Annotated in this window: 17 protein-coding genes and 2 pseudogenes; 8 read left to right on the forward strand and 11 right to left on the reverse strand. The window is 52.8% G+C overall.

The window, feature by feature from the left end; genetic code table 11:
- Nucleotides 1-242: 242 nt before the first annotated feature.
- Nucleotides 243-1,748: an aldehyde dehydrogenase family protein gene (locus ACFQO4_RS18600; protein WP_500262349.1), complete on the reverse strand. Its 1,506-nt coding sequence runs from the start codon at nucleotides 1,746-1,748 to the stop codon at nucleotides 243-245.
- 227 nt (nucleotides 1,749-1,975) lie between these two features.
- Between ACFQO4_RS18600 and ACFQO4_RS18605 the strand changes: the two genes are divergently transcribed.
- From ACFQO4_RS18605 to ACFQO4_RS18615, 3 genes are all read left to right on the forward strand, one after another.
- On the forward strand, nucleotides 1,976-3,031 hold the full coding sequence (locus ACFQO4_RS18605) for a Bug family tripartite tricarboxylate transporter substrate binding protein (protein WP_500262350.1): 1,056 nt from the start codon (nucleotides 1,976-1,978) through the stop codon (nucleotides 3,029-3,031).
- A 15-nt stretch (nucleotides 3,032-3,046) separates the two neighbouring features.
- On the forward strand, nucleotides 3,047-3,625 hold the full coding sequence (locus ACFQO4_RS18610) for a hypothetical protein (protein ID WP_500262351.1): 579 nt from the start codon (nucleotides 3,047-3,049) through the stop codon (nucleotides 3,623-3,625).
- A gap of 336 nt (nucleotides 3,626-3,961) precedes the next feature.
- Nucleotides 3,962-4,780 carry a substrate-binding domain-containing protein gene (locus ACFQO4_RS18615; protein ID WP_500262352.1) on the forward strand — a complete coding sequence of 273 codons (819 nt, stop codon included), beginning with the start codon at nucleotides 3,962-3,964 and terminating at the stop codon, nucleotides 4,778-4,780.
- A gap of 823 nt (nucleotides 4,781-5,603) precedes the next feature.
- Here the strand turns inward: ACFQO4_RS18615 and ACFQO4_RS18620 are convergent.
- Nucleotides 5,604-7,145: a tripartite tricarboxylate transporter permease gene (locus ACFQO4_RS18620; RefSeq protein ID WP_500262353.1), complete on the reverse strand. Its 1,542-nt coding sequence runs from the start codon at nucleotides 7,143-7,145 to the stop codon at nucleotides 5,604-5,606.
- A 336-nt stretch (nucleotides 7,146-7,481) separates the two neighbouring features.
- Between ACFQO4_RS18620 and ACFQO4_RS18625 the strand changes: the two genes are divergently transcribed.
- Both ACFQO4_RS18625 and ACFQO4_RS18630 read left to right on the forward strand, forming a co-directional pair.
- Nucleotides 7,482-8,540, forward strand: a complete 1,059-nt coding sequence (locus ACFQO4_RS18625) for an amidohydrolase family protein (RefSeq protein ID WP_500262354.1) — start codon at nucleotides 7,482-7,484, stop codon at nucleotides 8,538-8,540.
- Nucleotides 8,537-8,908 (forward strand): Rieske (2Fe-2S) protein, encoded by a 372-nt coding sequence (locus ACFQO4_RS18630; protein WP_500262355.1) that lies wholly within the window; start codon nucleotides 8,537-8,539, stop codon nucleotides 8,906-8,908. The genes ACFQO4_RS18625 and ACFQO4_RS18630 overlap by 4 nt, the downstream gene beginning before the upstream one ends.
- Before the next feature lie 31 nt (nucleotides 8,909-8,939).
- On the opposite strand, the gene ACFQO4_RS18635 is transcribed toward ACFQO4_RS18630, so the two are convergent.
- Nucleotides 8,940-10,118, reverse strand: a complete 1,179-nt coding sequence (locus tag ACFQO4_RS18635) for an MFS transporter (protein ID WP_500262356.1) — start codon at nucleotides 10,116-10,118, stop codon at nucleotides 8,940-8,942.
- A gap of 157 nt (nucleotides 10,119-10,275) precedes the next feature.
- Between ACFQO4_RS18635 and ACFQO4_RS18640 the strand changes: the two genes are divergently transcribed.
- Nucleotides 10,276-11,499, forward strand: a complete 1,224-nt coding sequence (locus tag ACFQO4_RS18640) for an MFS transporter (RefSeq protein ID WP_500262357.1) — start codon at nucleotides 10,276-10,278, stop codon at nucleotides 11,497-11,499.
- Nucleotides 11,500-11,661: 162 nt separating this feature from the next.
- Here the strand turns inward: ACFQO4_RS18640 and ACFQO4_RS18645 are convergent, their stop codons facing one another.
- The 6 genes and pseudogenes from ACFQO4_RS18645 to ACFQO4_RS18670 all read right to left on the reverse strand — a co-directional run bounded on the left by ACFQO4_RS18645 (nucleotide 11,662) and on the right by ACFQO4_RS18670 (nucleotide 17,184).
- Nucleotides 11,662-12,432 (reverse strand): SDR family NAD(P)-dependent oxidoreductase, encoded by a 771-nt coding sequence (locus tag ACFQO4_RS18645; RefSeq protein ID WP_500262358.1) that lies wholly within the window; start codon nucleotides 12,430-12,432, stop codon nucleotides 11,662-11,664.
- A 98-nt stretch (nucleotides 12,433-12,530) separates the two neighbouring features.
- Nucleotides 12,531-13,442, reverse strand: a complete 912-nt coding sequence (locus ACFQO4_RS18650) for a DMT family transporter (RefSeq protein ID WP_500262359.1) — start codon at nucleotides 13,440-13,442, stop codon at nucleotides 12,531-12,533.
- A gap of 275 nt (nucleotides 13,443-13,717) precedes the next feature.
- The gene (locus ACFQO4_RS18655) at nucleotides 13,718-14,671 is read right to left on the reverse strand and encodes a PhnD/SsuA/transferrin family substrate-binding protein (protein ID WP_500262360.1); all 954 of its coding nucleotides are present in this window, start codon (nucleotides 14,669-14,671) and stop codon (nucleotides 13,718-13,720) included.
- 510 nt (nucleotides 14,672-15,181) lie between these two features.
- On the reverse strand, nucleotides 15,182-16,090 hold the full coding sequence (locus ACFQO4_RS18660; protein ID WP_500262361.1) for a VOC family protein: 909 nt from the start codon (nucleotides 16,088-16,090) through the stop codon (nucleotides 15,182-15,184).
- A gap of 147 nt (nucleotides 16,091-16,237) precedes the next feature.
- Nucleotides 16,238-16,869: pseudogene (locus ACFQO4_RS18665) on the reverse strand (transposase domain-containing protein); the annotation flags it as partial.
- A 201-nt stretch (nucleotides 16,870-17,070) separates the two neighbouring features.
- Nucleotides 17,071-17,184 (reverse strand): SDR family oxidoreductase, encoded by a 114-nt coding sequence (locus ACFQO4_RS18670; RefSeq protein WP_500262362.1) that lies wholly within the window; start codon nucleotides 17,182-17,184, stop codon nucleotides 17,071-17,073.
- Here ACFQO4_RS18670 and ACFQO4_RS18675 point away from each other — a divergent pair.
- Nucleotides 17,159-17,902: pseudogene (locus ACFQO4_RS18675) on the forward strand ((Fe-S)-binding protein); the annotation flags it as partial. The gene ACFQO4_RS18670 and the pseudogene ACFQO4_RS18675 sit on opposite strands and share 26 nt — an antisense overlap.
- 57 nt (nucleotides 17,903-17,959) lie before the next feature.
- Nucleotides 17,960-18,838, forward strand: a complete 879-nt coding sequence (locus ACFQO4_RS18680; protein ID WP_500262363.1) for a fumarylacetoacetate hydrolase family protein — start codon at nucleotides 17,960-17,962, stop codon at nucleotides 18,836-18,838.
- A gap of 213 nt (nucleotides 18,839-19,051) precedes the next feature.
- Here the strand turns inward: ACFQO4_RS18680 and ACFQO4_RS18685 are convergent, their stop codons facing one another.
- Nucleotides 19,052-19,819 carry a maleate cis-trans isomerase family protein gene (locus ACFQO4_RS18685; protein ID WP_500262364.1) on the reverse strand — a complete coding sequence of 256 codons (768 nt, stop codon included), beginning with the start codon at nucleotides 19,817-19,819 and terminating at the stop codon, nucleotides 19,052-19,054.
- Between the two features lie 418 nt (nucleotides 19,820-20,237).
- Nucleotides 20,238-21,614 (reverse strand): SLC13 family permease, encoded by a 1,377-nt coding sequence (locus ACFQO4_RS18690; protein ID WP_500262365.1) that lies wholly within the window; start codon nucleotides 21,612-21,614, stop codon nucleotides 20,238-20,240.
- Nucleotides 21,615-21,729 lie beyond the last annotated feature (115 nt).

A 21,729-nucleotide genomic window follows, 5' to 3' on the forward strand; every position in this document is an offset into this window, starting at 1 on the left:
GCAAATCCCATCTCGTCACGTTTTCGACCCAGTGAAAGGTAACCGTCTCGTCGGAGTGGTTGTGTTTCCCGCAGATTTCGAGCGGACTGTCAGTCAACTGAGTGACGTCACTGAAAACGCCGTGTCCGTGTAGCTCGACGTGGATCTCTGCTCGAAACACTTTCACACCCTACACTACGATTGGTCACTCGCTTCGCAAAGATATCGTCTGAAAATTGCGATTCGGTGGGTTATGAGAACGTTCAGTCGTCGGTACTGAGAGCTGTCAGTTCACCCTCGAGATTCACGTTGACGTTTTTGATGCGCGTGTGATCAAGCAGTTCTTCGACCGATTCGTTCGTTCCGATTCCGCTTTGCTTGTATCCGCCAAAGGGTGCGCCGATAAAATGTGAGCCGTGCTGGTTGACCCAGATATAGCCCGCTTCGAGGTCGTCGACCGTTCGGTAGGCAGTTCGGAGATCGTCGGTCCAGACACTCGCGGTCAGTCCGTAGTCAACGCCGTTGGCGATTTCGATCATTTCGTCGTAGTCGTTCCAGGACATCACCGAGAGGACCGGGCCGAAGATCTCCTCGTTTGCGATCGTCATGTTGGGATCCACTTCGAATACCGTTGGTTGGAAGAAGTAGCCGGTGTCGTACTTCTCGACGACGTCACCTCCAGTAAGAAGGGTTGCACCCTCTTCTTTTGCGGTCTCGACGTAGGAGACAACTTTTTCGAACTGTGGTTCGGAGACGATCGATCCCATTGACGACTCGTGGTCGAATGGGTCACCGACCTCAATCGCTTCGAACCGTTCTACAACGCTTGAGACGACATCGTCGTAGATATCCTCGTGAACAAGGAGTCTCGAACCGCTGCCGCAGGATTGGCCCTGCCAGGCGAGATTCATAGCACCGGCGGCCCCCTCAGCGGCCTCTTCCGGATCTTTATCGGGGAAGACGACTGTCGGGTTTTTACCACCGAGCTCGAGAACAACGGGGGCGAGGTGTTTCGACGCCCCCTGCATGACTTTCTTCCCGGTTTCGACGCTTCCAATCATCGTCACCATACCGACGTCGCCGTGCTCGACGAGCTCCGCACCGACGTTGCCCGGCCCGGTGACGATATTGACCAATCCGTCCGGAATCGCATCGACAGAATCGATTACGCGGGCAAGGTAGAGTGCAGAGAGCGACGTAAACTCCGATGGTTTGATGACGATCCCGTTTCCAGCGACGATTGCTGGCCCGATCTTTCGAACGACGAATGCTGCGGGGTGGTTGAACGGGATAATTCCGGCGATAACACCGTACGGCTCCCGTTTCGTGAAATCGATATTCTCCCCTTCGGTTGGAATTGTTTCTCCTTTCAGCTCCGTCGCAATGCCAGCGAAGTAATCGAGCATCTTCGCCCCTTTCTCGGCGTCATCCTGCATTTTGGAGATACAACTCCCGTTGTCGGCGACATCGAGATTCGTGATTTCATCTTTGGCTTCGACAATCGCATCCGCCAGTTGCTCGACTCGATCACGTCGCTCCATTACGCCTAGTTCCCGCCATTGCTTACTCGCCCTTTGTGCAGATTGGACCGCACGGTCGACTTGTTCGCGCGATGCAATCGGCAATTCAGCGAGCGTCTCGTTTGTCGATGGATTTTCCGCGAGGAACGTGTCGTCTGCTGTGACGAAGGAGCCGTCGATATACATTCGGTCTTCTATTTGGAGTGATACTTCACGGCCGGATACTGTCGTGATTAGCTTTGTCTCCATGAACGAACGCTATCCGCCAGGGCTCATAAATCTTCGTTCATGGATAAAATGTTGATCACACGACTACACCAGCACGAGTCTGATTTTGTCATTTTTTGATAAAAAAGTTTATAACGGGGTGAATGAATACCCAAAACGAAATGATGCGAGATAGATCACACTCAAGCCGACGTAGATTCCTACAAGTCACTGGTGGTAGTCTCGGTGCCATCGGGCTTGCAGGGTGTATGGGCGGTAACGACGATGACGGCAACGGAAATGGAAACGGCGACGGAAATGGAAACGGCGACGGAAATGGAAACGGCAACGGCAACGGCAACGGCAACGGAAATGGAAACGGAAATGAGGGTGAATGGCCAGAAGAGGGTGATTCGATCTCTCTTATCATTCCATTCTCACCAGGTGGTGGGTACGATTGGTTTTCGCGGCAGATTGCGGACCTTCTTCCCGAATATCTCCCAAACGGCCCGGAGGTCGTCGCCGAGAATGTTGAGGGCGGTGGTGGAATGGTCGGGACGAATGAAGTTTGGGGAGCCGAACCCGACGGGTACACGATTGCAATTCGCCATGGCCTCTCGTCGGTTCACCAACAGATCGGATTTGAAGACGACGTTGAATTCAACGTTACCGAGTTCACCAACCTCGCAGAGATCGCTACGTCTACGTACGGATTGGTAAAGCGACCGGATCTTGACCGAAACCTCGAAACCTGGGATGACATTGTCGAATCGGCGACGAACGATTTGTGGGGGACCCCCGGTGCTGGCGTTTCGGGCCATATCTTCGCAATGATGCTCGGCGAGATGACGGGATCATGGTCGGCCGACGATGTTGATTACGTTCACTATGATGGGTCCGGCGATGCGATGGCCGCGATGGACCGCGGTGAGATCGACCTGTTCGCCCCCGGCGTCGGTTCTAACCGGCCGTACATTGAGGACGGCGTAACCGAACCGGTTGTCAATTTCGCTTACGAAGACGAGGACATCTGGGAAGACACGCCGACATTAATCGAAATGGACGCACCGAACGCAGAAGGCCCAACCGATGCGTTCCGCGGACCGCGGATTATGTGCGCGCCGCCAGACCTTCCAGACGATCGTGCTGAGGTGCTGTCCACCGCAATCTACGATGTATTAACCTCCGACGAGTTCGCAAGCCGTGCAGAAGAGGCCGAGCGGGCGATTGCACCGGGTGACATGGAGCAAGCACAGCAGACCACTGAAGCAATGTTAGAGACGTGGCAAGAACAAGCAGACTTGCTCCGAGAACTGCTTGAGTAAGCGAACCATTCTAGAATGAGCATACTGAAGACGGGATGGGATCGCCTCAAAGAGTATGACGAGTTACTGCTGTACGCATTTCTCTTACTCGGGGCTGCGATCCTGATCAACGATGCGTTCTCGTACAGACACAACGCGAGAATTATTCCACTTATCACCCTCGTTGCGTTCGTTCTGTTGTTACTGTTGAAAGCTGCCTTTCTCATTGCTGCGTACACCGGAAACGATCAAATTCATGATTTAATTCCGGACGCATTTGGCGGAATCGCTAAGTCTAATACTGACATCGCCAATGATCTCATGGAGAGCGAGAATAAGTCTCTAAATATACGTATAGCGCTAGTTTCGATCATCTGGGTATTACTTTTCAGCATGGTATTCTATCTGTTCGGAATTATCTATCCGATTCCGATTTTACTCCTAGTATTTTTGGTGATCCACTACGACGCACCAGTCACTCACTCCATTGGGATCACTGCACTTGTTTTCGGTCTCCTGTACATTCTCTTCGTCGAACTGCTCAATATGCGTGTCTACCAAGGAGTTGTATTCGAGGACCTGCTAACGCTTCCATCCTTTCTCCTAATTGGGTAGCCACGAACTATGCTTCTGATGCGTCATCGAATCGGTGCGGTTCACGGCTACTATCGTTAGAGATATTCTCGAAATGTTTTATCCTTTTCTCTTCAAATATTACTATTTCTATATACCCGAAATCCAATGAAGTAGTTTTAACTACTATGCGATGCTTGATCACATATGGCAAACGTATCATTGACATTGGCGTGTGATCTAAATGATCGTACACGAGCACTTTTCGATGAAACTGTAACTCCGACAGGGATTGATCTAACGTGTCTCCCACTCCAGATCGAGCACATCTTCTGGCGGATGTCCCAAAATAAAGACTTCGATGTGTCCGAGATGTCGATGTCGACGTACCTTACCTACCGCGGACAAGGTATCGATGATTTCGTTGCGATTCCCGTGTTCCCGTCCCGGTACTTTAGACACTCTTGTCTGTTCGTCAACGCCGACGCCGGTATCGAACAACCAGAAGATTTGGCGGGAAGAACAGTTGGAATTCCGGAATACCAGATGACGGCTGCGCTCTGGATACGTGGCATGTTACAACACGATTACGGCGTGCACGCCAGCGACATGCACTGGTTCCAGGGTGGATTGGAAGAAGGCGGTCGAGAACAGATGGCTGATCTCGACTTGCCAGAAGATATTCAGTTCGATACTATCCCAGAAGATGAAACGCTGAGTGACCTGCTTGGGACGGGTGAACTTGACGCGCTCGTAACTGCCAGGTCGCCGTCATCGTTCGAAACGGACTCCGTCGAGCGACTTTTTCCAAACTTCAAGGAAGTTGAGATGGACTACTACGAGCGCACCGAACTCTTCCCAATTATGCATGTTATTGTTATCCGAAAAGAGGTGTACGATGAGGTGCCATGGGTCGCACAGGAGCTACTCGAGGCGTTCACTGAATCGAAGAATATTTGTTTAAAGCAGATAGGAGACACTGGCGTATTGAAAACTGCACTGCCATGGGTTCACTCCGAACTCCACCAGACCCGTGAGCTGATGGGATGGGATTACTGGCAGTTCGGCGTCGAAAACAACCGAAACGAACTCGAGGCGATGACCCAGTATGCCGTCGAGCAAGGACTGATGGAAGAGAAACTCGACGTTGAGGAGCTGTTCGCGCCGAACACCTACCACGGTAGTCACAAAGTATAACCACTCATTTCAACACTGTTTCAGTGGTGCCAGCTTCGTTTTTGATCGTCACTAAACATGGGACCGTGTCAACAAATCGCCCGAATTTGGATTCGCTCTGATCACACCCATCGTATTGAGGAACGTTTCAGCATTGTTGGCCCCTCATCTCAAAATTGGCGAATATCGCAGGATAGCCGATCAGTACCACACTTTCAACGTAGTACCACGACGGGGATATCGATCAGTCCAGCGATATTTCGCAACTGGTGGCGACTCGCTCTTGTAGGTATTAATCACATAATTGATGAATCAGTCAACGATTAGGGGCCTCGGAAGTCTGGACCCAGTATTGTTCGAGGTGCGGTTTCTGGCAATCATGAGATGTAGGTGCAAATGTGAACGCCGATATTGGCACCGTGATGAGCGCTCGTTGCCATCAAGCCGTACTCTGGATCAACAGTTCGTTTGTATTTGTAGGCAACTTGATCGCGCCAACAACGGTGGACTACTGGTTATTACTCTGAATGACGAGAATTCCAAGCTGAGCGTTTCACTCCAAATTGACTCCACGTCGCTGCTCCGATGCCCCATCGAGTACACTGGAGTCGATTGACGTCGACTCGTATTTGAATAGCGGACGCCACTACCTAACAGTGGCACGCATGCTTGAGGAATGCGGTGTTTCGTTACTGGCGTATATGCCGAACAGCGCATGGTTTTTACGGAATTGAGATACACCTCGAGAGATAGGATGTTCTCAGCTGGCGCACTGGATATGTGATATGCAGCCAGCAAATGAGTATCGGATTATCATACAGCGAAAACGTAGGTCGCATGGGCGCTATGCGGGACGGAACCGCTCCCTGATTACCGGGTAGACTAACATTAGTATTGCCAGTCCAAATATGGCCATTGCTATCGGGCGTGTGTAAAATATCGAGTACGAACCACGTCCAATCTGTAATGCTTGGTGAAACGATTCTTCTGCAATTGGGCCTAACACGAGGCCAATAATCAACGCGATGCGAGAAATCCCGTAGATAATCATCACGAAGCCGAAGATGCCGAAGATCGTAGCGGCGACCATATCGTAGATGTTGAATCGAAGCGTATAGGCGGCGACGAGCGAGATGATGAAAATCACGGGGGCTAGCACCTCTATCGGTGTTAGCGTGATCTTCGCAAGCTGTTCTGCAAGCGCGATGCCAATCAACGAGGTGAGGATATTAGAAAATAGGAGTGAGAAGATAATGATGAACACGATATCGAGGTGTTCGCTCATGAGTTGTGGGCCAGGCATAATCCCGTGGAGAAGGAACGCACCGAGCATCACTGCCCAAGACGCGCTGCCTGGGATCCCAAATCCAATTGTGGGGATGACCGAGCCGCCGTCTTTTGCGTCGTTTGACGCTTCGGAGGCGATCACACCACGAATATCACCAGTACCGAATTTCTCTGGGTTATCGGATAACTGGGCTGCCTGGACATACGCGACGAAGTTTGCAACAGTGCCACCAGCACCCGGGACCATTCCGATAATGACGCCAACGATAGAGCTTCGGATGAATATTCCATAGTTATAAAAAACACTCTTTACCCCGTCGATGACACTTCCGCCAGTCTTAATCGATTTTCCAGAGATTGTCTCGCCTTTTGCGTAGAGATTCAACATCTCACTGATCGCAAACACGCCGATGATCACCGTGAGCAACTGCACACCATCGTAGAGATACAGAAAGTCAAAGGTGAATCGCCGTCCGCCTGTGACAGGATTGAATCCGACGAATGCCAGGAGCAGCCCAATGCAGCCACCGATAAGTCCATTTAACAGGGACCCGCGAGTCGCAAAGGCGATGATGAGCAGTCCAAAGACTGCCAATGCAAAGAACTCCGTGGGTCCGAATAGCCGGAGGAGTGAACGAATGAACGGGAGTGACAGAACCAAAAATATAAGCCCGATGATTGCACCACCGGCGCTCGCCGTCGCCGACGCCCCAAGCGCGTAGTTCGCCTGGCCTTGTCGGGCTAACGGATACCCATCAAGGAGGGTAGCGGCGTTCGGTGCCGTACCCGGAATGTTGAGTAAGATTGCACTCACCGAACCCCCGAAGGCTGATCCACCGATTGCCGATGACATCATGATGAACGCGAGGTGAGAATCGACTCCAAATGTTAATGGAATCAACAGAGCAAGTGCCACTGCCCCACCTAATCCTGGGAGCACACCAAAGATGAGCCCAAGCACTGTCCCCAGAACCAGAAAAATGACTCCCTCTAATGTCATCATGGACTGAAGTGCTTCGAGTGCATTGTCAATGTAAAAATTTGCAGCTGGTGCAAAAGTTATGACATCGATGGCTACGCTTGAGATAGCGATCGTCATTTATCTTACTCGCAATAGGCAAATGAACTACTTATAATTACCCCTCTACGTTAGCCATCCATTATACATGAAACGTCGCTAATTGCATGAATAGAAGTAGATATCGCCTATTTCTATTCGTCTATTGATGCAGGACGGGATACTGTAGTAAAATCTGAAAGTTTTACAGAGCTGAGTGGAAGAGGGAGAGAGCTCCTCTTTGACGATATCCGAGGTTACGGTAAGAACTGTGGGTAGAAACTTCTGAGGAACACTATAGCTATCAGCTGGATACCGAGATTGGTAATAACACCCGCATCAGAAGACTAATAATGGACGCAAATCACATAATCACTAATGTATAATGATAATGTGGTGGTCGATGTCGATGCCCACTTTCTCGAAACAATCGAAGAGTTAGCTACCTATCTGGATTCCGATGATCCGTGGCGCGAACGCCTTGAGGAAGCGCCAGATAAGCTTTTACCATCGAACACTCCCGATCACTATCGGTACGGTCGTATTCAACGCGATGAGGTTGGTTATCTCGATGAAGAAATGGGTCTAGATGCCGTTCCAACCACGATGGAACACGTCGGTCTCGACAAGATTATTCTGCTCTCACACCGCGTAATCTCGTTCACGGAGATTATTGCAGATGACCGCCGAGCAACGATCTTCGCGAATACATTTACTGACTTTATGCTTGATAAGATCGTCGACCCGGATAGCGGAATCTACACCATGGTTCCAGCGCCGTATAACGATCCTGACGAGGCTGTCGAGTTAATCGACCGAGTTGCGGATGAGCCGGGAATCGTCGGCGTCTGTATGATAACCGCCGGTGCGGAACCACCTCTCGGAAACCGTCGCTACGATCCGATCTACGACGCCGCCGAGCGTGCAGATCTTCCGGTTGTCTTCCACGCAGGCGGTTCGAGTCTCGACGGATTCCATCGAAAGGGATACAGTCGTTTTATCGAATCACATAGCCTCGGTTTTCTGGAAAACAACATGGAGCAACTCACGAGTATCGTGATTCAGGGGGTGCCCGAAAAGTTCCCAGATCTCGACATCGTCTTTCAGGAGTCGGGGACACTGTGGCCGGCATCCTACATGTACCGTCTGGACGAGGAGTACCTTAAACGCCAATCTGAAGCACCGCTCCTCGAGAAGTTGCCGAGTGAATACATCAAGGAGTTCTACTTTGGTACCCAGCCGATGGAGATTCCAACAGACACCGAATTCCTCGAGCGCTCCATGCGGACAATAGGTGTCGGACAGTTTATGTACGCTTCTGACTACCCACACTGGGACTATGATCCGCCGAATATCATCACGGACCTCCCGTTCCTCTCCGAACAAGAGAAAAAGCAGATACTGGGCGAAACCGCCGAAGAGGTGTTCGGAATATGACCAAAGTTGCCGTTGCTGGAGTTACTGAGTTCGAATCCGGTGATCGAAAAATCGTCGAAACCGATGACGGAGAGATTGGCGTGTTCAACGTCGACAACATCTACTACGCGATACGAAACAAATGTCCCCACCAATGCGGCCCGATCTGCACCGGAAAGGTCTCAGGTGCACTGGTTGGAGAGTGGCCCGGTATCGGGGAACGAGTCACGGAACGGTTCGATGACGAACCGGCGGTCACGTGCCCGTGGCACGGCTGGGATTTCTACCTGGATACCGGCACGCACGTCGGCGACCCATCGATCTCGGTAAAAACGTATCCCGTTAGCGTCGAAGATGACACAGTTTACGTCGAAATCGCGGACAAGTAACTGCATCGAGGGAGGAAGCGTCTCACGTGATTCACTCGTTTGTTCCGTACCAGATTGCAACGATCGACATAACTGTGGTGGCGAATGTGACACCGATGGCTCCAGAGAAAGAATCCGTATAGGTGACTAGCACCGTTCCGACGGGCGGTGCCAGGAGCGCAAAGATACCCATCGATACGTTGAACAAGCCGATTACCGCCGTGTCCTTATCAGCACTGTATGTTGCAGTAATTACTGGAATGTACAACGACGCGGTCGCCCCCAAACCAATACCAAGGAACAAGACGGCAAGGGCGAACCCATACTCGTGTGGGATCGCGAGCAAACTGCTGCCGATGGCTGCACAACCAATGCCAGCGAGTAATGTCCGTCGGTAACCAATCCTGTCGGCGACACCGCCGCTGCCGAGTCGAGAAGCGATACTCACGCCACCGATAAATCCGAATGCGACCGAGGCACCACTGTCCGTCAATCCGCGAGCGATGAAGAGATCGATAGCGTACGCACCGAGAACGTAGTACCAGGCGAAGGCAAGCCCTACCCCTAAAAATAACGACTGGAACCGACGTCCACCAGCCAGTTGGACGAGCCACTCGGTCAAGTCACCTGTCGTGATCGAAGATCGCCTGACCCAAGGCGGCCGACGACAAACCACCCCAGCAAGAAGGAACGTGACTGCGCTCACCGAGACGACGACGAAAAATCCCCACTCCACCCCAAAATGGGCGAGCGCGACCTGCCACAGTGGTGGAAGCACGAAGAGACTGAGGCCAGCACCAACCAGCAGGACACCGGTCGCAGTGCCGCGTCGGTTCTCGAACCATTGCGGGACGACGGCAGCAAGTACGACAAACACTGTCCCCAGCGCTCCCCCAAGCAGGGCGAAGACAACGAGGAGACCACCGTACGTCTCGACAATGAAAAGCGAGGGCGCGAGAACGGCAGTGACGATACCACAGCCGATGAGGAGCGCTCGAGAGGGGCAGCGCGTTGCGAAAATTCCAACGACGCCCGCACCCGCATAAAACGCGAAGAGTTCGATCGAGAAGATCGTAGACATCGCGACGATCGACGTCCCGTACCGTTCTGCAAACGGTGAGAGAAATATCCCATACGAGTACGGCGTTCCGAATGTAAACACCATGGCGAACATCCCAGCAAAAACTATCACCCATCCGTATTGGTCGTCGGGCTGTCGATCGGTAACCATTGGTATCGAACCAAACCGCACCGGCGGTAGAAAGCGTATCGTTCGATACTCGAGGCCACAGAACCTCAGCCCATTTTCGATGGTCTGCAGCCGATACTGTGGGGCCAACGCCTCAGCAGGACCAGTAATTATAAGCCGTCGGTAAACCGTCGTTTGAATGTACACACTCTGGGTAGTTGATTCAATGGCTGTGAAACGACGAGAGCGGATAATCGGTGGATATCCAGGGCGAATGCTAATCCTCCTGACCGCGGCGTACGTCTTGATGAACGTGGCCAGATACATCGTTCCGGCTATGTTACCCGAAGTCCGCGCCAACTTGGATCTCACTCGGACGGAAGCCGGAATCGCACTCTCGGTACTCAGCGCGGCGTACGGGATCAGTCAGTATCCGGGTGGTCGCTACTCGGATAGCTGGACACGGACGACGGTTATCGTCCCATCGATACTGATTATCTGTCTCGGCTGTCTGTTTCTCGGCGGTGCGACGAGCTTTTTCCTGCTTCTCGCTGGAAGTACGATTTTCGGCATCGGTCTCGGCCTGTTCTCCATTCCGGCGAGAGCATTCCTCTCCGATCAGTTCATCGAAACCCGCGGCCGGGCATTGGGTGTGTTTACCGTTGGCCATGACCTCGGCGGCGGACTCGCACCGGGGTTAGCAATCGTCGCGCTCGCTGTCGGCACCTGGCGAACGCCATTTTTCCCGTTACTCGTGCTGCTGGCCGGAATCGCTGTGATCGTGGCGCTCACCACGCGTGAAGCGTTCGTGATAAACCGCACCAGTCTTGAGATAGGCGATACGACTCGGCGCCTGGTGGCTACGCCCTACCAGCGCGCGCTGATGATCTCGTTTACCTTCTTTTTCTTTACGATCAACGGTGTCCTCTACTTTCTCCCGGCGTTTCTCCGCGAGAGTAAAGGCTTCTCGCTCGAGTGGGCGGGTGCGACCTACGCCTTTCTATTCTTTCTTGGACTGTTCTTTAAACCTCTCGTCGGTGATCTGAGCGATCGTTTTCCTCGACGCGGCATCGCCATCGTCGGCCTACTGGTGAGTGGGATTGCGCTCTGGTGTCTCCTCCTCGTTGAGTCGCTCGTCGGCGTCCTCGTGATAATCGTCCTGTTTTCGATCGGTTATCAGGGGATGTTTCCGGTGCTTGACGCGCTCCTGATGGACGGAGCGCCGGACTCGAACATGGGTGGCGACCTCGGAGCGGCGAGAACCGTGTTCCAGGTCGTTGGGAGTGCAAGTCCGACGTTCGTGGGGTTCATGGCCGACCAGCACAATTACGCCGTTGGCTTTGCTGTGCTCGGGCTCTGCGTTATAGTCGCCGCGGCGGTTCTGCTGGTGCGAAAGCCGCCGTCTTCGGCACCGGCCGGCTGAACGTGGTAATTTCCGAACGCTCGTGGCGAGACAGGGGGAGTTTTGCTGGTGCCACCTAATACCCTTCCAAGCGTCGACTGATGAGTGAAACCGGATGAATGCCATCGCTTTTACTCACCAGTTCAGGCCTGGAACAGCACTAGTCGTGACCGAAGCGCACTATTACTCCGACGCGTACGACTCGTATGCTCCGTCGGGGGTTGCCTCGTACCGACCGCCGTTTTCTCCATCACCGGCCGCGATTCGAACCGACGTGCGGGAGATAACGCTCGGATCGGTATGTGCCGCGTTATCGGCTTTGAATCCCGCCCGCTCCTTGTACTCCGTGTGGACGCCGCCGCCGGGAGGACGCAGGGCGATCGAGTCGACACCCGTATCTTCGAGCTCCAGAGCGAGCGTCTCGTGAAAGCCTTCCATGCCGAACTTGGAGACCACGTACGGGCCGCGATTCGGCCGGGCCCGCCTGCCGTGGCTCGAGGAGATGTGTATTACCCTGCCGACGCCGCGGCGTAGCATCGACGGAAGCACGGCTTTCGTACAAAGGATTACTCCGCGGACGTTCGTTTCGAGGACTGCGTCCCAAGCTTTGATCGACACGTCGGCAATCGGTCTTTCGACCCCCTCTCCCGGCATCTCGAGGTGATACTGGCGAACGGCGGCGTTGTTTACGAGCGTATCGATCTCGCCGTAGGCATCGCGTGTCCAGTTGATGAGGTTCTCGACGGACGATTGCGACCGTACGTCAGTTGTGACGGCTACTGCATCCCCTGTAACACCGTCATCTGAAATCTCCTGAACCGTATTTCGAAGAGTATCCTCGGTACGCGCTGCGCAGACGACTGTTGCGCCTTCGTCCGCAAACGCGCGAGCCATCGCTTTTCCGAGACCGCTACTCGCGCCGGTCACAACGATTAGTTGATCAGCTAGCTTCATCCACGCCTCACTTAATCCTCGGCCGGTATAGCTGTTGTAGTTGGTCAATCTTGCTGATACTTGAGGGCGAACTGCGGATTGTTCTCGTCAACGCGTGGTTACGCCGACCCAATGGTGGTGATCATGAGGACACCGACCACAACAATGGTTGCCGCGATAATCAGCGTCCACGTTACGCGCTCGAGATGGCGGGGCATGAAAATGGCGGAGAGAAGGACGACAAACAGCGTATTCGTCGTAATAACCGGAACGACGACGTTAACGGGGGCCAGCTCCAAGGCCACGTAGTATCCGAGAATGAAGAGGGTGTTGGCGATTCCAGCAAGAATGAACCACCGCATGTTCGGGGAGCGAAGCGACGCGACACTCGGAACGGCGTTGTGCCATCGAAGATACATTGTAAACCCGATCGAAGCGGCGACGGTTTTAACAATGAGTCCGACAGGGGCGGGAGTCCCCTCCGCAAATCCGATGGACGCCAAAATCGGTTCCCATCCGTATGCTACTGCCCCCCCGAGCGGGAGGAGTATGCCGAGGAGCACCTGACGCTGTGAGAGGTCCTCCGAATTCTCGCTGCTTGTCTCCCACGCAATGACGGAGACACCCCCGACGATCAACGCGATTCCAAGGGCGTGAACGGGGGACAGCGACTCACCGAGAATGATAACGCCGAGCACTGTCGCGATGATCGCGTGTGCGGCAACGATCGGCTCGGTTCTACTCGCCCCGATCCGGTGGATGCTCGTGAACTTGCACATTCGCCCGAGAACCGTTCCGAAGATGCCAGCAGCGATAAATGCGATCCAGGAAGTGCGGGTGAGCCCGTAGTCAGGATAGTACACCAGCAAGACGAGTGGGAGCAAAACAACTATGTTTACTCCGATGACTACAAAAACGGCGTCGACCGCTTTTCCGTTCGTCGATCCCTTTCGAATAAAAAGGCTCATCGACGCGTTCGCGACGGCCGCGCCGAGAGAAATAACTATCGCAAGGAAAACGGGTATGTCCATTATCAGTGATATAGTTCCTTTGCAGCTATTACTCTCTTCCTATTGCGTTCGATCGACCGTTTAGGCAGTACTGTCTTCTTGGGAAGTTTCTGATGGGAGATGAACTGGCTCGTTCGGGAGACCATTAATAGGAGTCAGCCCTATGGCTTATCAGCTGTCGATAACTCGGTACAAGCAGAGATACAGTGTTGAACGCAAGAGAGCGGCGATCTTTTGTACGCGGAGGCATACCTCCACCGAAGCCCGTCTGTCGAATCTCAGTACGTCACGCCGAGTCAGATCTTGTACTCATCGAACGTGGTTGGTGCAAACAGGTCTTCGACCGTCAGTTGCTGTTTGATCAAGCCCTGCTCGTACGACATCTGGGCCATGAACTCGAGCGTCTCACGGTTATCTTCGACGCCGTACGGCCAGAAGTCCCACCCCATGAGATCGCGCGTCTCCTCAAGTTCGTGGATGAGCCAAGGGAGCGTTCGCTTGAGGAGGCCCGTATCGCCGAGTTCTTCCAGACAGTGTTGCTTCGCCTGGTTGAACACCTTGTACAGTTCCTGTGCGACCCACGGTCGGTCGTCGTAGACGTCCTGTCGGAGGACAATTGTGTGCATGATTGGAAAGTGGCCCGTCTTGCGATAGTAATTCATCTCAACGTCGCGGTAGTTTTCGAACAGCCGTTCGACCGAGGTGGTTTGAAACGACGAGGGCGCCCGCGCTGTGACGAGTGCATCGAGATCGCCCGTCTCGAGCATACCGCTCAGGGTGCGGTCTTCCGGAATGTAGTCGATATTGATCTCGTCGGGGAGGTCAAGTGTGAGCTTCTCTTCTCGTCCGGCTTCTTCCTCGCCACCGTGGTACCAGTGCATTTCCTCGGGGGCAACGCCATACTCGTGTTGGAGAATACCGCGACACCAGAGGGACGCCGTCATCTGGTATTCGGGGACCCCAACGGAACAGCCAGCGAGGTCCTCGGGACGCTCGATACCGGCGTCGGCGTTGATGAATATACACGAATGACGGAAAAACCGTGACGGGAACACTGGAATGGCAATGAGTTCGGGGTCGCCACGATCGACTGTCATCATGTACGACGACATCGACATCTCGGCGGCATCGAACTCCTGGTGTTTTAGCATTCGCCAGAACGTCTCCTCAATCTGAAGTGGGAGGAACGTCAAGTCGATTCCTTCAGGAGCGACGGTTCCGTCGTAGAGTGCTTTCGTTCGTCCGTTCACGTCACAAGAGAGCGCAATTTCAACGTTTGTTGTCATGGTTTGATGAGTGGGCGTGGATATGTCGTTCCAGCAATGATGTAATCCAATGGCGAGAACCACTATCGATTCGTGCCATTCCATCTGAGTGGCTGCCGCCGTATTGTTTTCTTGGTACGACGATTATCTGGAACGCATACTCCAAACACACTCGTTGCTTTAGACGCCTTTGGATCATAAACGCTTTGTTAGGACTGTACATCGCCTATCCGGTTATGTTCAAAAACGCATGAAATACGATCTTTGATTTTTCACGAGGTATTGAGAAGATTGACTTTACTAGAAGTGTTCAGCTGGGAACTTCTCTAGCAGCAGGAAGCGAAGAATATCACCGATACCTTAACAGAACCTCATGTTGCCGCTTCCACTGTCAGGATTCGACGGGTCACCGGTACATTGCTGCTCGGCATAAAAATTTCGCTGACGTAATTTCGTCACGTTCAGTCGTTTCTCTAAGTTGAATTATTGTGACGGTTATTTGAGGTTGAACAACCCGGAACCTTTAGAGAACGACGCCGGTGGATCTGGTCCCCAGGCAGTCGTTGCGCTTTCGTAATCGTCGGAATGGTTCGGTTCATCGGTCATGACAACCGCCATTTCTGTGCAGAGCTCGAATCGGTTTCCGCCGGGCTCCCAGAAGTAGGCGTAGATGTTATTCCCTGCGTGATGGCGACCGATCCCTCGTTCAATCTCGCACCCGGCCCCGACCACCCTATCGATAAATTGCTTGAGGTGGTCCATGCTGTCGAATGACCAGGCGAGATGGTGTAGACTGGCCTCTCCGTCTTCACCTAACATTGCTGCGGATTTCAACGCGATGTCGTGATGGAAGGTATTGCTCCGGGCAAAAGCTAGTTCGGGATTTTCACGGTCGCCCGCGGTATCTGAAATCTTGAAATCGAGAACGTCTCGGAGAAAACCAAGATCCTCGTTCAATGTTGGCGTGAGAAACTGAATGTGATCGATGTCGGCTGGCGCCTGACCACTGCGCGCGTGTGGTGGGTTCTCAAAGTGTTGATAGGCGCCGTCAGCGACGGTAACAATTTCCATGGAAAACCCGCTAGAGAGATCAAACCGAACGCCCGTCTCCTGTCCTGGTTCGTCACCGTCTGTTCGGATGGGATCGAAGCCCGCATCATTGAGTTCTTCTTCGTACTCGTCAACAACTGTGGCGTCACTCGCTCGGACGGCGAAGTGCTCGACGCCGGATCCACCTTCGACGACTGCTATGTCGTAATTATTGTCACGACCACAGCCAAGGTAGACGATGTCATCTTCTCGAGTGAGTTCGACCAATCCCATTGCACCAGTGTAAAAATCCACCGCCGATTCAAGATTGGTAACACCCATTCTTGCATGTTCGATACGTTGTAGTCTCGCCATATCGGCAGTTGATATTCGAGTAGAATGTAGTTAGGGGTTCCGGCGAAATCTTTCTTTATATAGTGTGTTGTCGTATATCTGTTGCCTGCGTTCGGAACGATCATCTACAATGTACAAGTTATCGAAGAACAATCTATTACCAGCATTGTCTAGTTTATCCACTGGCATCTTTCCGTTGAGTGACTGATGGTCGTTGCGTATTGTAGTGTACGAACTGTTCGAGCTAATCCTTGGTGCTTGCTTGACTGCCCATAGACGAGTTGTGGAAGCGGTCAACTTACATATTCGGGTATGAAACCACTTTTAGACCAGGTTTCGGCCAACGTAGTTGAGTTGACGCCAGCCCTAACCAGGAGGGGAAGTTAAATAGCCGTAGTTATCGATGAGACAGATCGTAGTTTTCGGTCAATCAACACAGGAACGCGGCGGCTAGAACGGTGCTTCACCGCCAAAGACTTCGACATCGAGAAGCAACCGAGACTCGAGGTCTATTGCAGCGTATACCAACCACCATTAATCTTGATAACAATCTCATCAACGACGGCTCGCTATCGGCGGGCCTAGCACGTTATCGGCCAGCTGATGTACTTACTGCCAGATTGTCTGTTGAAAGCGTTCAAAGCCGAGGAGTGAACAATCGTTTGTGTTTCCCGAAGCGAACAACCATCGGTATAGGGCCAGACGTCGTCGCTCGTGAGAGTGTTCGCCGTCTGTTTGTGCTCCCATGGTTCATCAAACTTCAATGCGTGGCTCTTGCTGAACAGGTCTGCAAATATGATTCCAGATTTGATCTACGATTCGCTCACTCCTCAAACCAGCCTAACTAAGCGGTGCCTATTTATTAAATACTTCAGTAGTAAAGGGCTGTGACCCGGATATCCAACGCTCCGTGTTGAAGAATGGCCCCTAATGTGGTCAAGTCTGTGTCGCAGTCCGCGGACACTCGGCATCTCTGAACAGGGTGCCGGATGCAGCGCTCGTCAGGTGGATAACCGCCCCCCGTCAACGACGATAGCAGATCCGTGTACGAATGAAGAGTCGTCGCTCACGAGGAAGACCGCCGCGTCGGCGATTCTCTTTCCGGACACGCACACGAACTACAGTCACCCCGAAGTCGGGAAAGCCGCCATCAAGGTGCTGGAAGCAGCCGGCATTCATGTCGATGTTGCGAACCAGACCGACAGTGGTCGTCCAGCCTACTCCAAAGGGTTCATCGACGAGGCCCGTGAGGCGGCCCGCGAGGTGGTCGAATCGCTGGCACCGCGCATCGATGACGGCTGGGACGTGGTTGTTGTCGAACCAAGTGACGCGGTCATGCTCCAGTTGGATTACGGCGACCTATTGTCGGGAGACGCCACGAGCACAGTTCGCGAGAACACCTACGGCGTCTGTGAATACCTCAATGTGTTCCAACTGGACGAGGATGTCGCGTTCGACGTCCCCGATCGATCGATAGCCTATCACGGCCACTGCCACCAAAAGGCTACCAAGAAGGACCACCACGCGGTCAGCGCTCTCAGACGGGCGGGTTACGAAATCAATCCGCTCGATAGTGGCTGCTGCGGGATGGCTGGGAGCTTCGGTTACGAGTCCGAACACTACGCAATGAGCGAGACGATTGGCGAGACACTCGCGGACCAAGTCGCGAGGAGCGAGGCCGAGGCGGTCATAGCGCCGGGCGCGTCCTGTCGTACTCAGCTGTCAGATCTCGGCGTTTCGGGCCACACAGCTCTCTTTGTTGCTGAACAGCGAGATGGACCACCGACGCCCATCGAGGCATTAGCGGCGGGAATCTCCGCGGACGCCTCGTAAACCGAGCACATTGCGAAAAGGAAACCATTTATTATGTGTTCTACCGATTGTCCGTGTATGCGATTCGTCCGCTACAGTGATGGCCAACTTGGACTGCTCACCGACGACGGAACAGGCGTCATCGAACTGTCCGATCGGCTCGGCATTGATGGGTCAGAACCGTTGATCGAGTATATTAAAGGCGACTACGACGCTAGCGAGTACAAGGGCGCCGACCCAGATCACGATGTCGAAAGCGTAGAACTGAAATCTCCTGTCGGACGTCCGGGAAAGGTCATCGCAGCACCGCTAAACTACGAGAATCACATTGAGGAGGCGATCTCGGACAAAGACATCACCACTGACGAGTGGTTCTCCATCAAGGATAAGGGATACTTCCTGAAGGCGCCGTCCAGCGTCGTCGGGCCTGATCACGGTATCGAACTCCCGTTCTCTGATCGGAGAACCGACCACGAGATCGAACTCGCGTTCGTCATGGGCGACGATGTCAAGGATATTAATGCTGAGGACGCGTGGGACCACATCTTCGGTTACACGATTCTCCTCGACATTTCGTTGCGAGGTGGCCAGGACCGCTCGAACCGTAAGTCCTACGATACTTTCACTGTCATCGGCCCCTGCGTGATTACGGCCGATGAGATTGACGACCCCCAGGACCTCCAGATGGAGCTTACGCTCAATGGCGAGCGGCGCCAGTACGAGAACACGGGAGACATGGTATACACGTGCGCAGACATCGTCCAATATGCTTCGCTAGGCGCATCCATTGAGACCGGAGACATCATTACTACCGGGACACCCGAAGGCGTTAGTGAACTCTCTGGTGGAGACACTATCAAAGCCGAAATTGAAGACATCGGATCAATGACTGTTGACGTTAACCAACGTGATGTCAGCTATACCGAGGCTGACGTTACTAAGTCTGGAAAGGAGTGAAGCGACATTAGGCTCCCTTCTTGTTATTAGAATGAAAGCGGCGAAGAGACCGAAAGTGCTAAACGAGCCCTTCGCAGCGGAATACCGCTGTACTCGTCAACCTAGTCGTTTCGTCGACTATCTGATTGATTGATTACCGATACAACCTCAGATCACTTATTCGCGGCAATCTACTGGGACAGAGGCCTTGATGTGGCTCCGTCCGTAAGTAGCTTAATTGATTGGCTCATTCATCTTACCCGCGAGTAAGCGTCCTGCCCCTGGGACTTGAGTACTGAGGTTAAGATGGTCGAGAATCTCGTATGTTGTGGCAGTTGCTGCTGAGAACACCGGCAGTCCAAACTTGTCCTCCGCAGCCTGGATCGAATTGAGGGACGGCATCTGGACGCAAGAAGAGAGGACGAGTGCGTCGGAACTCTCGGTGTCGAGGTCATCGGCGATGTTGAGGAGGTTGCGCTGATCAAGTTGTGCAACTTCCAAGTTGTCTGGACACTCCAGGGTCTCGTAATCGATCACGTTGACACCAGCGCTCTCAAAGTAGTCGATCACTGTTCGAGTAAGTTCCTCCATGTATGGTGCGATCAGCGAGACTTTATTGGCTTCGAGTCTGCTGAGTGCACGTACTAGCGCGCCGGCGCTCGTCACGACGGGTGCCTCGCCACCGTTTTCGACGGTCTTCTCATGGAGTATCGCCTCGCTTTCCTCATGGTAACCGGGACCCTGGGCCATGATGCCGATAAGACATGCGTACGCGAGAACATCACATCGTGCGTCCGATAGCAAGGTAGCGCAGTGCTCCGATTGTTCGTCCATACGCTCTAATTCTTCTTGGGTGACACTTTGCATGCGCATTCGGCTGGAGTGAAACGTAAACTGCTCGCCGTAGTAATGCGGTCGACCATTCATCATTGCCGGTATCTCGGTCTCCATCGTAACATTCGAACTGGGCACAATTAGCCCGATTCGGAAGCTATCAGCCATAGTTCGTCAAGAACTATTTGTCCATACAGATATAAAGGTTCGTACGACAAGAACCGTTCTGTTTAGCTTTCCAAGTATACCAGTCGGCGGAAGCTTGCTGCAATAATTTAGCACCTACACAACAACGATGATATATTATGGGGGGGGGGGCATATGACAAAAATAGGAAAATAATGATGCTCCGAGTTCAATATCGTTTCATCTAAACTAAACTCTTGCCGGTGGACACCTGCTCGGAAATGCTGTGCAGTATCGACGAGAAACACAGTATTATTAACGTCATGTTTCTGCTGGAGTTCACGCGGAAACATCTGTGTCAGCGCGACCCCCCTGTCGTCAAAAACAGCCAGATTTGCAAGAACGAGTTCAGTTAGAGACAGACTGAGCGTATGTTCTTCGGTCGTGAAATAATTGGTTCTCAGTAAAGCACTAATAAGAACAGAATCTGAGGAACTATTAAAAGCAGTATTGAGCTCACCGTCACTATGGAGACGGTCCGAATAAGCTCTTTGGCACTAATATCCTCCAGACCAAGGATTGCTACTAATACCATTGACTGGTAAGGAAAGAAATAGGAAGTATCGAGTGCCAGCGCTTCAGAGAGAACGATTGGAACTACAGGGAGTCCGGCTTGTTGGGCATAGGAAACCACTATTGGAGTCATGACGCTAGCGAGGGCAAGCCCCTCAATGAGGAGCATGAGAGCACTTGTAACAAAGAAAACGGCAATCATTGCGAGACCGAGAGGTAGATCGCCTGGTAAGAGCGACAGTAGTGAGTTGGCAGCCATATTGGTGAATCCGGTTTCTTGGAGACCAGAAGCGATGGCGAAGACGGCACCGACAAAAAAGATGAGTGAAAAGTTTATCTCGTGTACAGCGTCGAACTCTATCACCCCCACACGAGGCGACAGCGTGAGCACGACCACTAGGAGGGCACCGAATAGTGGGTGAAGTCCATGGATAAAATCAGTCGCCCAAATCATAACACCGACTAACAGAAAGAGGAGCATCTGTCGTTCGTGCCCTGTTGCGACGTAGTCATCGTGTTCACGTGACTTAATTTCACAGTTGGGTGCGGGCCGATACATAACATAGATGATGAGCGTAATAAGCGCAGCCCTGGCAAGACTCGTTACAGGAAACATCACCAGTATCCAAAACGACCAATTTATTGTTTGTCCAGTAGTGGACTCGAGGATGCCGGAAGTGACGATGTTCGGAAGAGATGCTGTCAATACTCCGCCGGAGGCGTGCCAGGTAACGATTAACGGTCCGAGGAAAATTCCGATTTGGGCACGACGAGAGTCAAATACATCTTTAATGTCTGAAAGGAGCGGGGCAAACATCAGCACGCGAACGAGCGCTGAGGGTAACAGGAGAGTAAACATGAGTCCGGCAAAGCATAGAATGATAAGTAACTGACGGTAGATGTCGACTGAATCCACAGAATCATGCGCTGTACCGGAGGATACTCTGCCAAGGAGCCATTCCTTAAACCACTCCCCGAGACCGCTCTGGTTAGTCGCTTCCCCGATAATTAGTCCGAACACAATGAGCCACGTCGCCGGGGACTGGAACCCTATAAAGGCAAGATTCGGTGAAAATGAAATTCCGATGAGACCAATCCCGAGTAGGCCGACGAACCATGGGGGAACGGGGTTACCGACCCAGAGGATTATACAAAAGGCGGTGATGGCGAGTATCGTCGCTACAGAGTGTTGGGTAGGGGCTACGAAGATGATTACCGTCCCGGCGAGAACTGCGACGGGTAACGCGTACCATGACCTATCCATATACACCGAAGGTATCTGCGGGTGATTAAAATACCATCGGCGATGACACTGGTTTCACCAATGAGAGTCGAGTGGGGCTCTCCATTTTGAGTGGTGAGATCTGGCCGCCTCGTGA

Origin of the sequence: Saliphagus sp. GCM10025334 (genome assembly GCF_042663485.1) — an archaeon.
GTDB lineage: Archaea > Halobacteriota > Halobacteria > Halobacteriales > Natrialbaceae > Natronosalvus.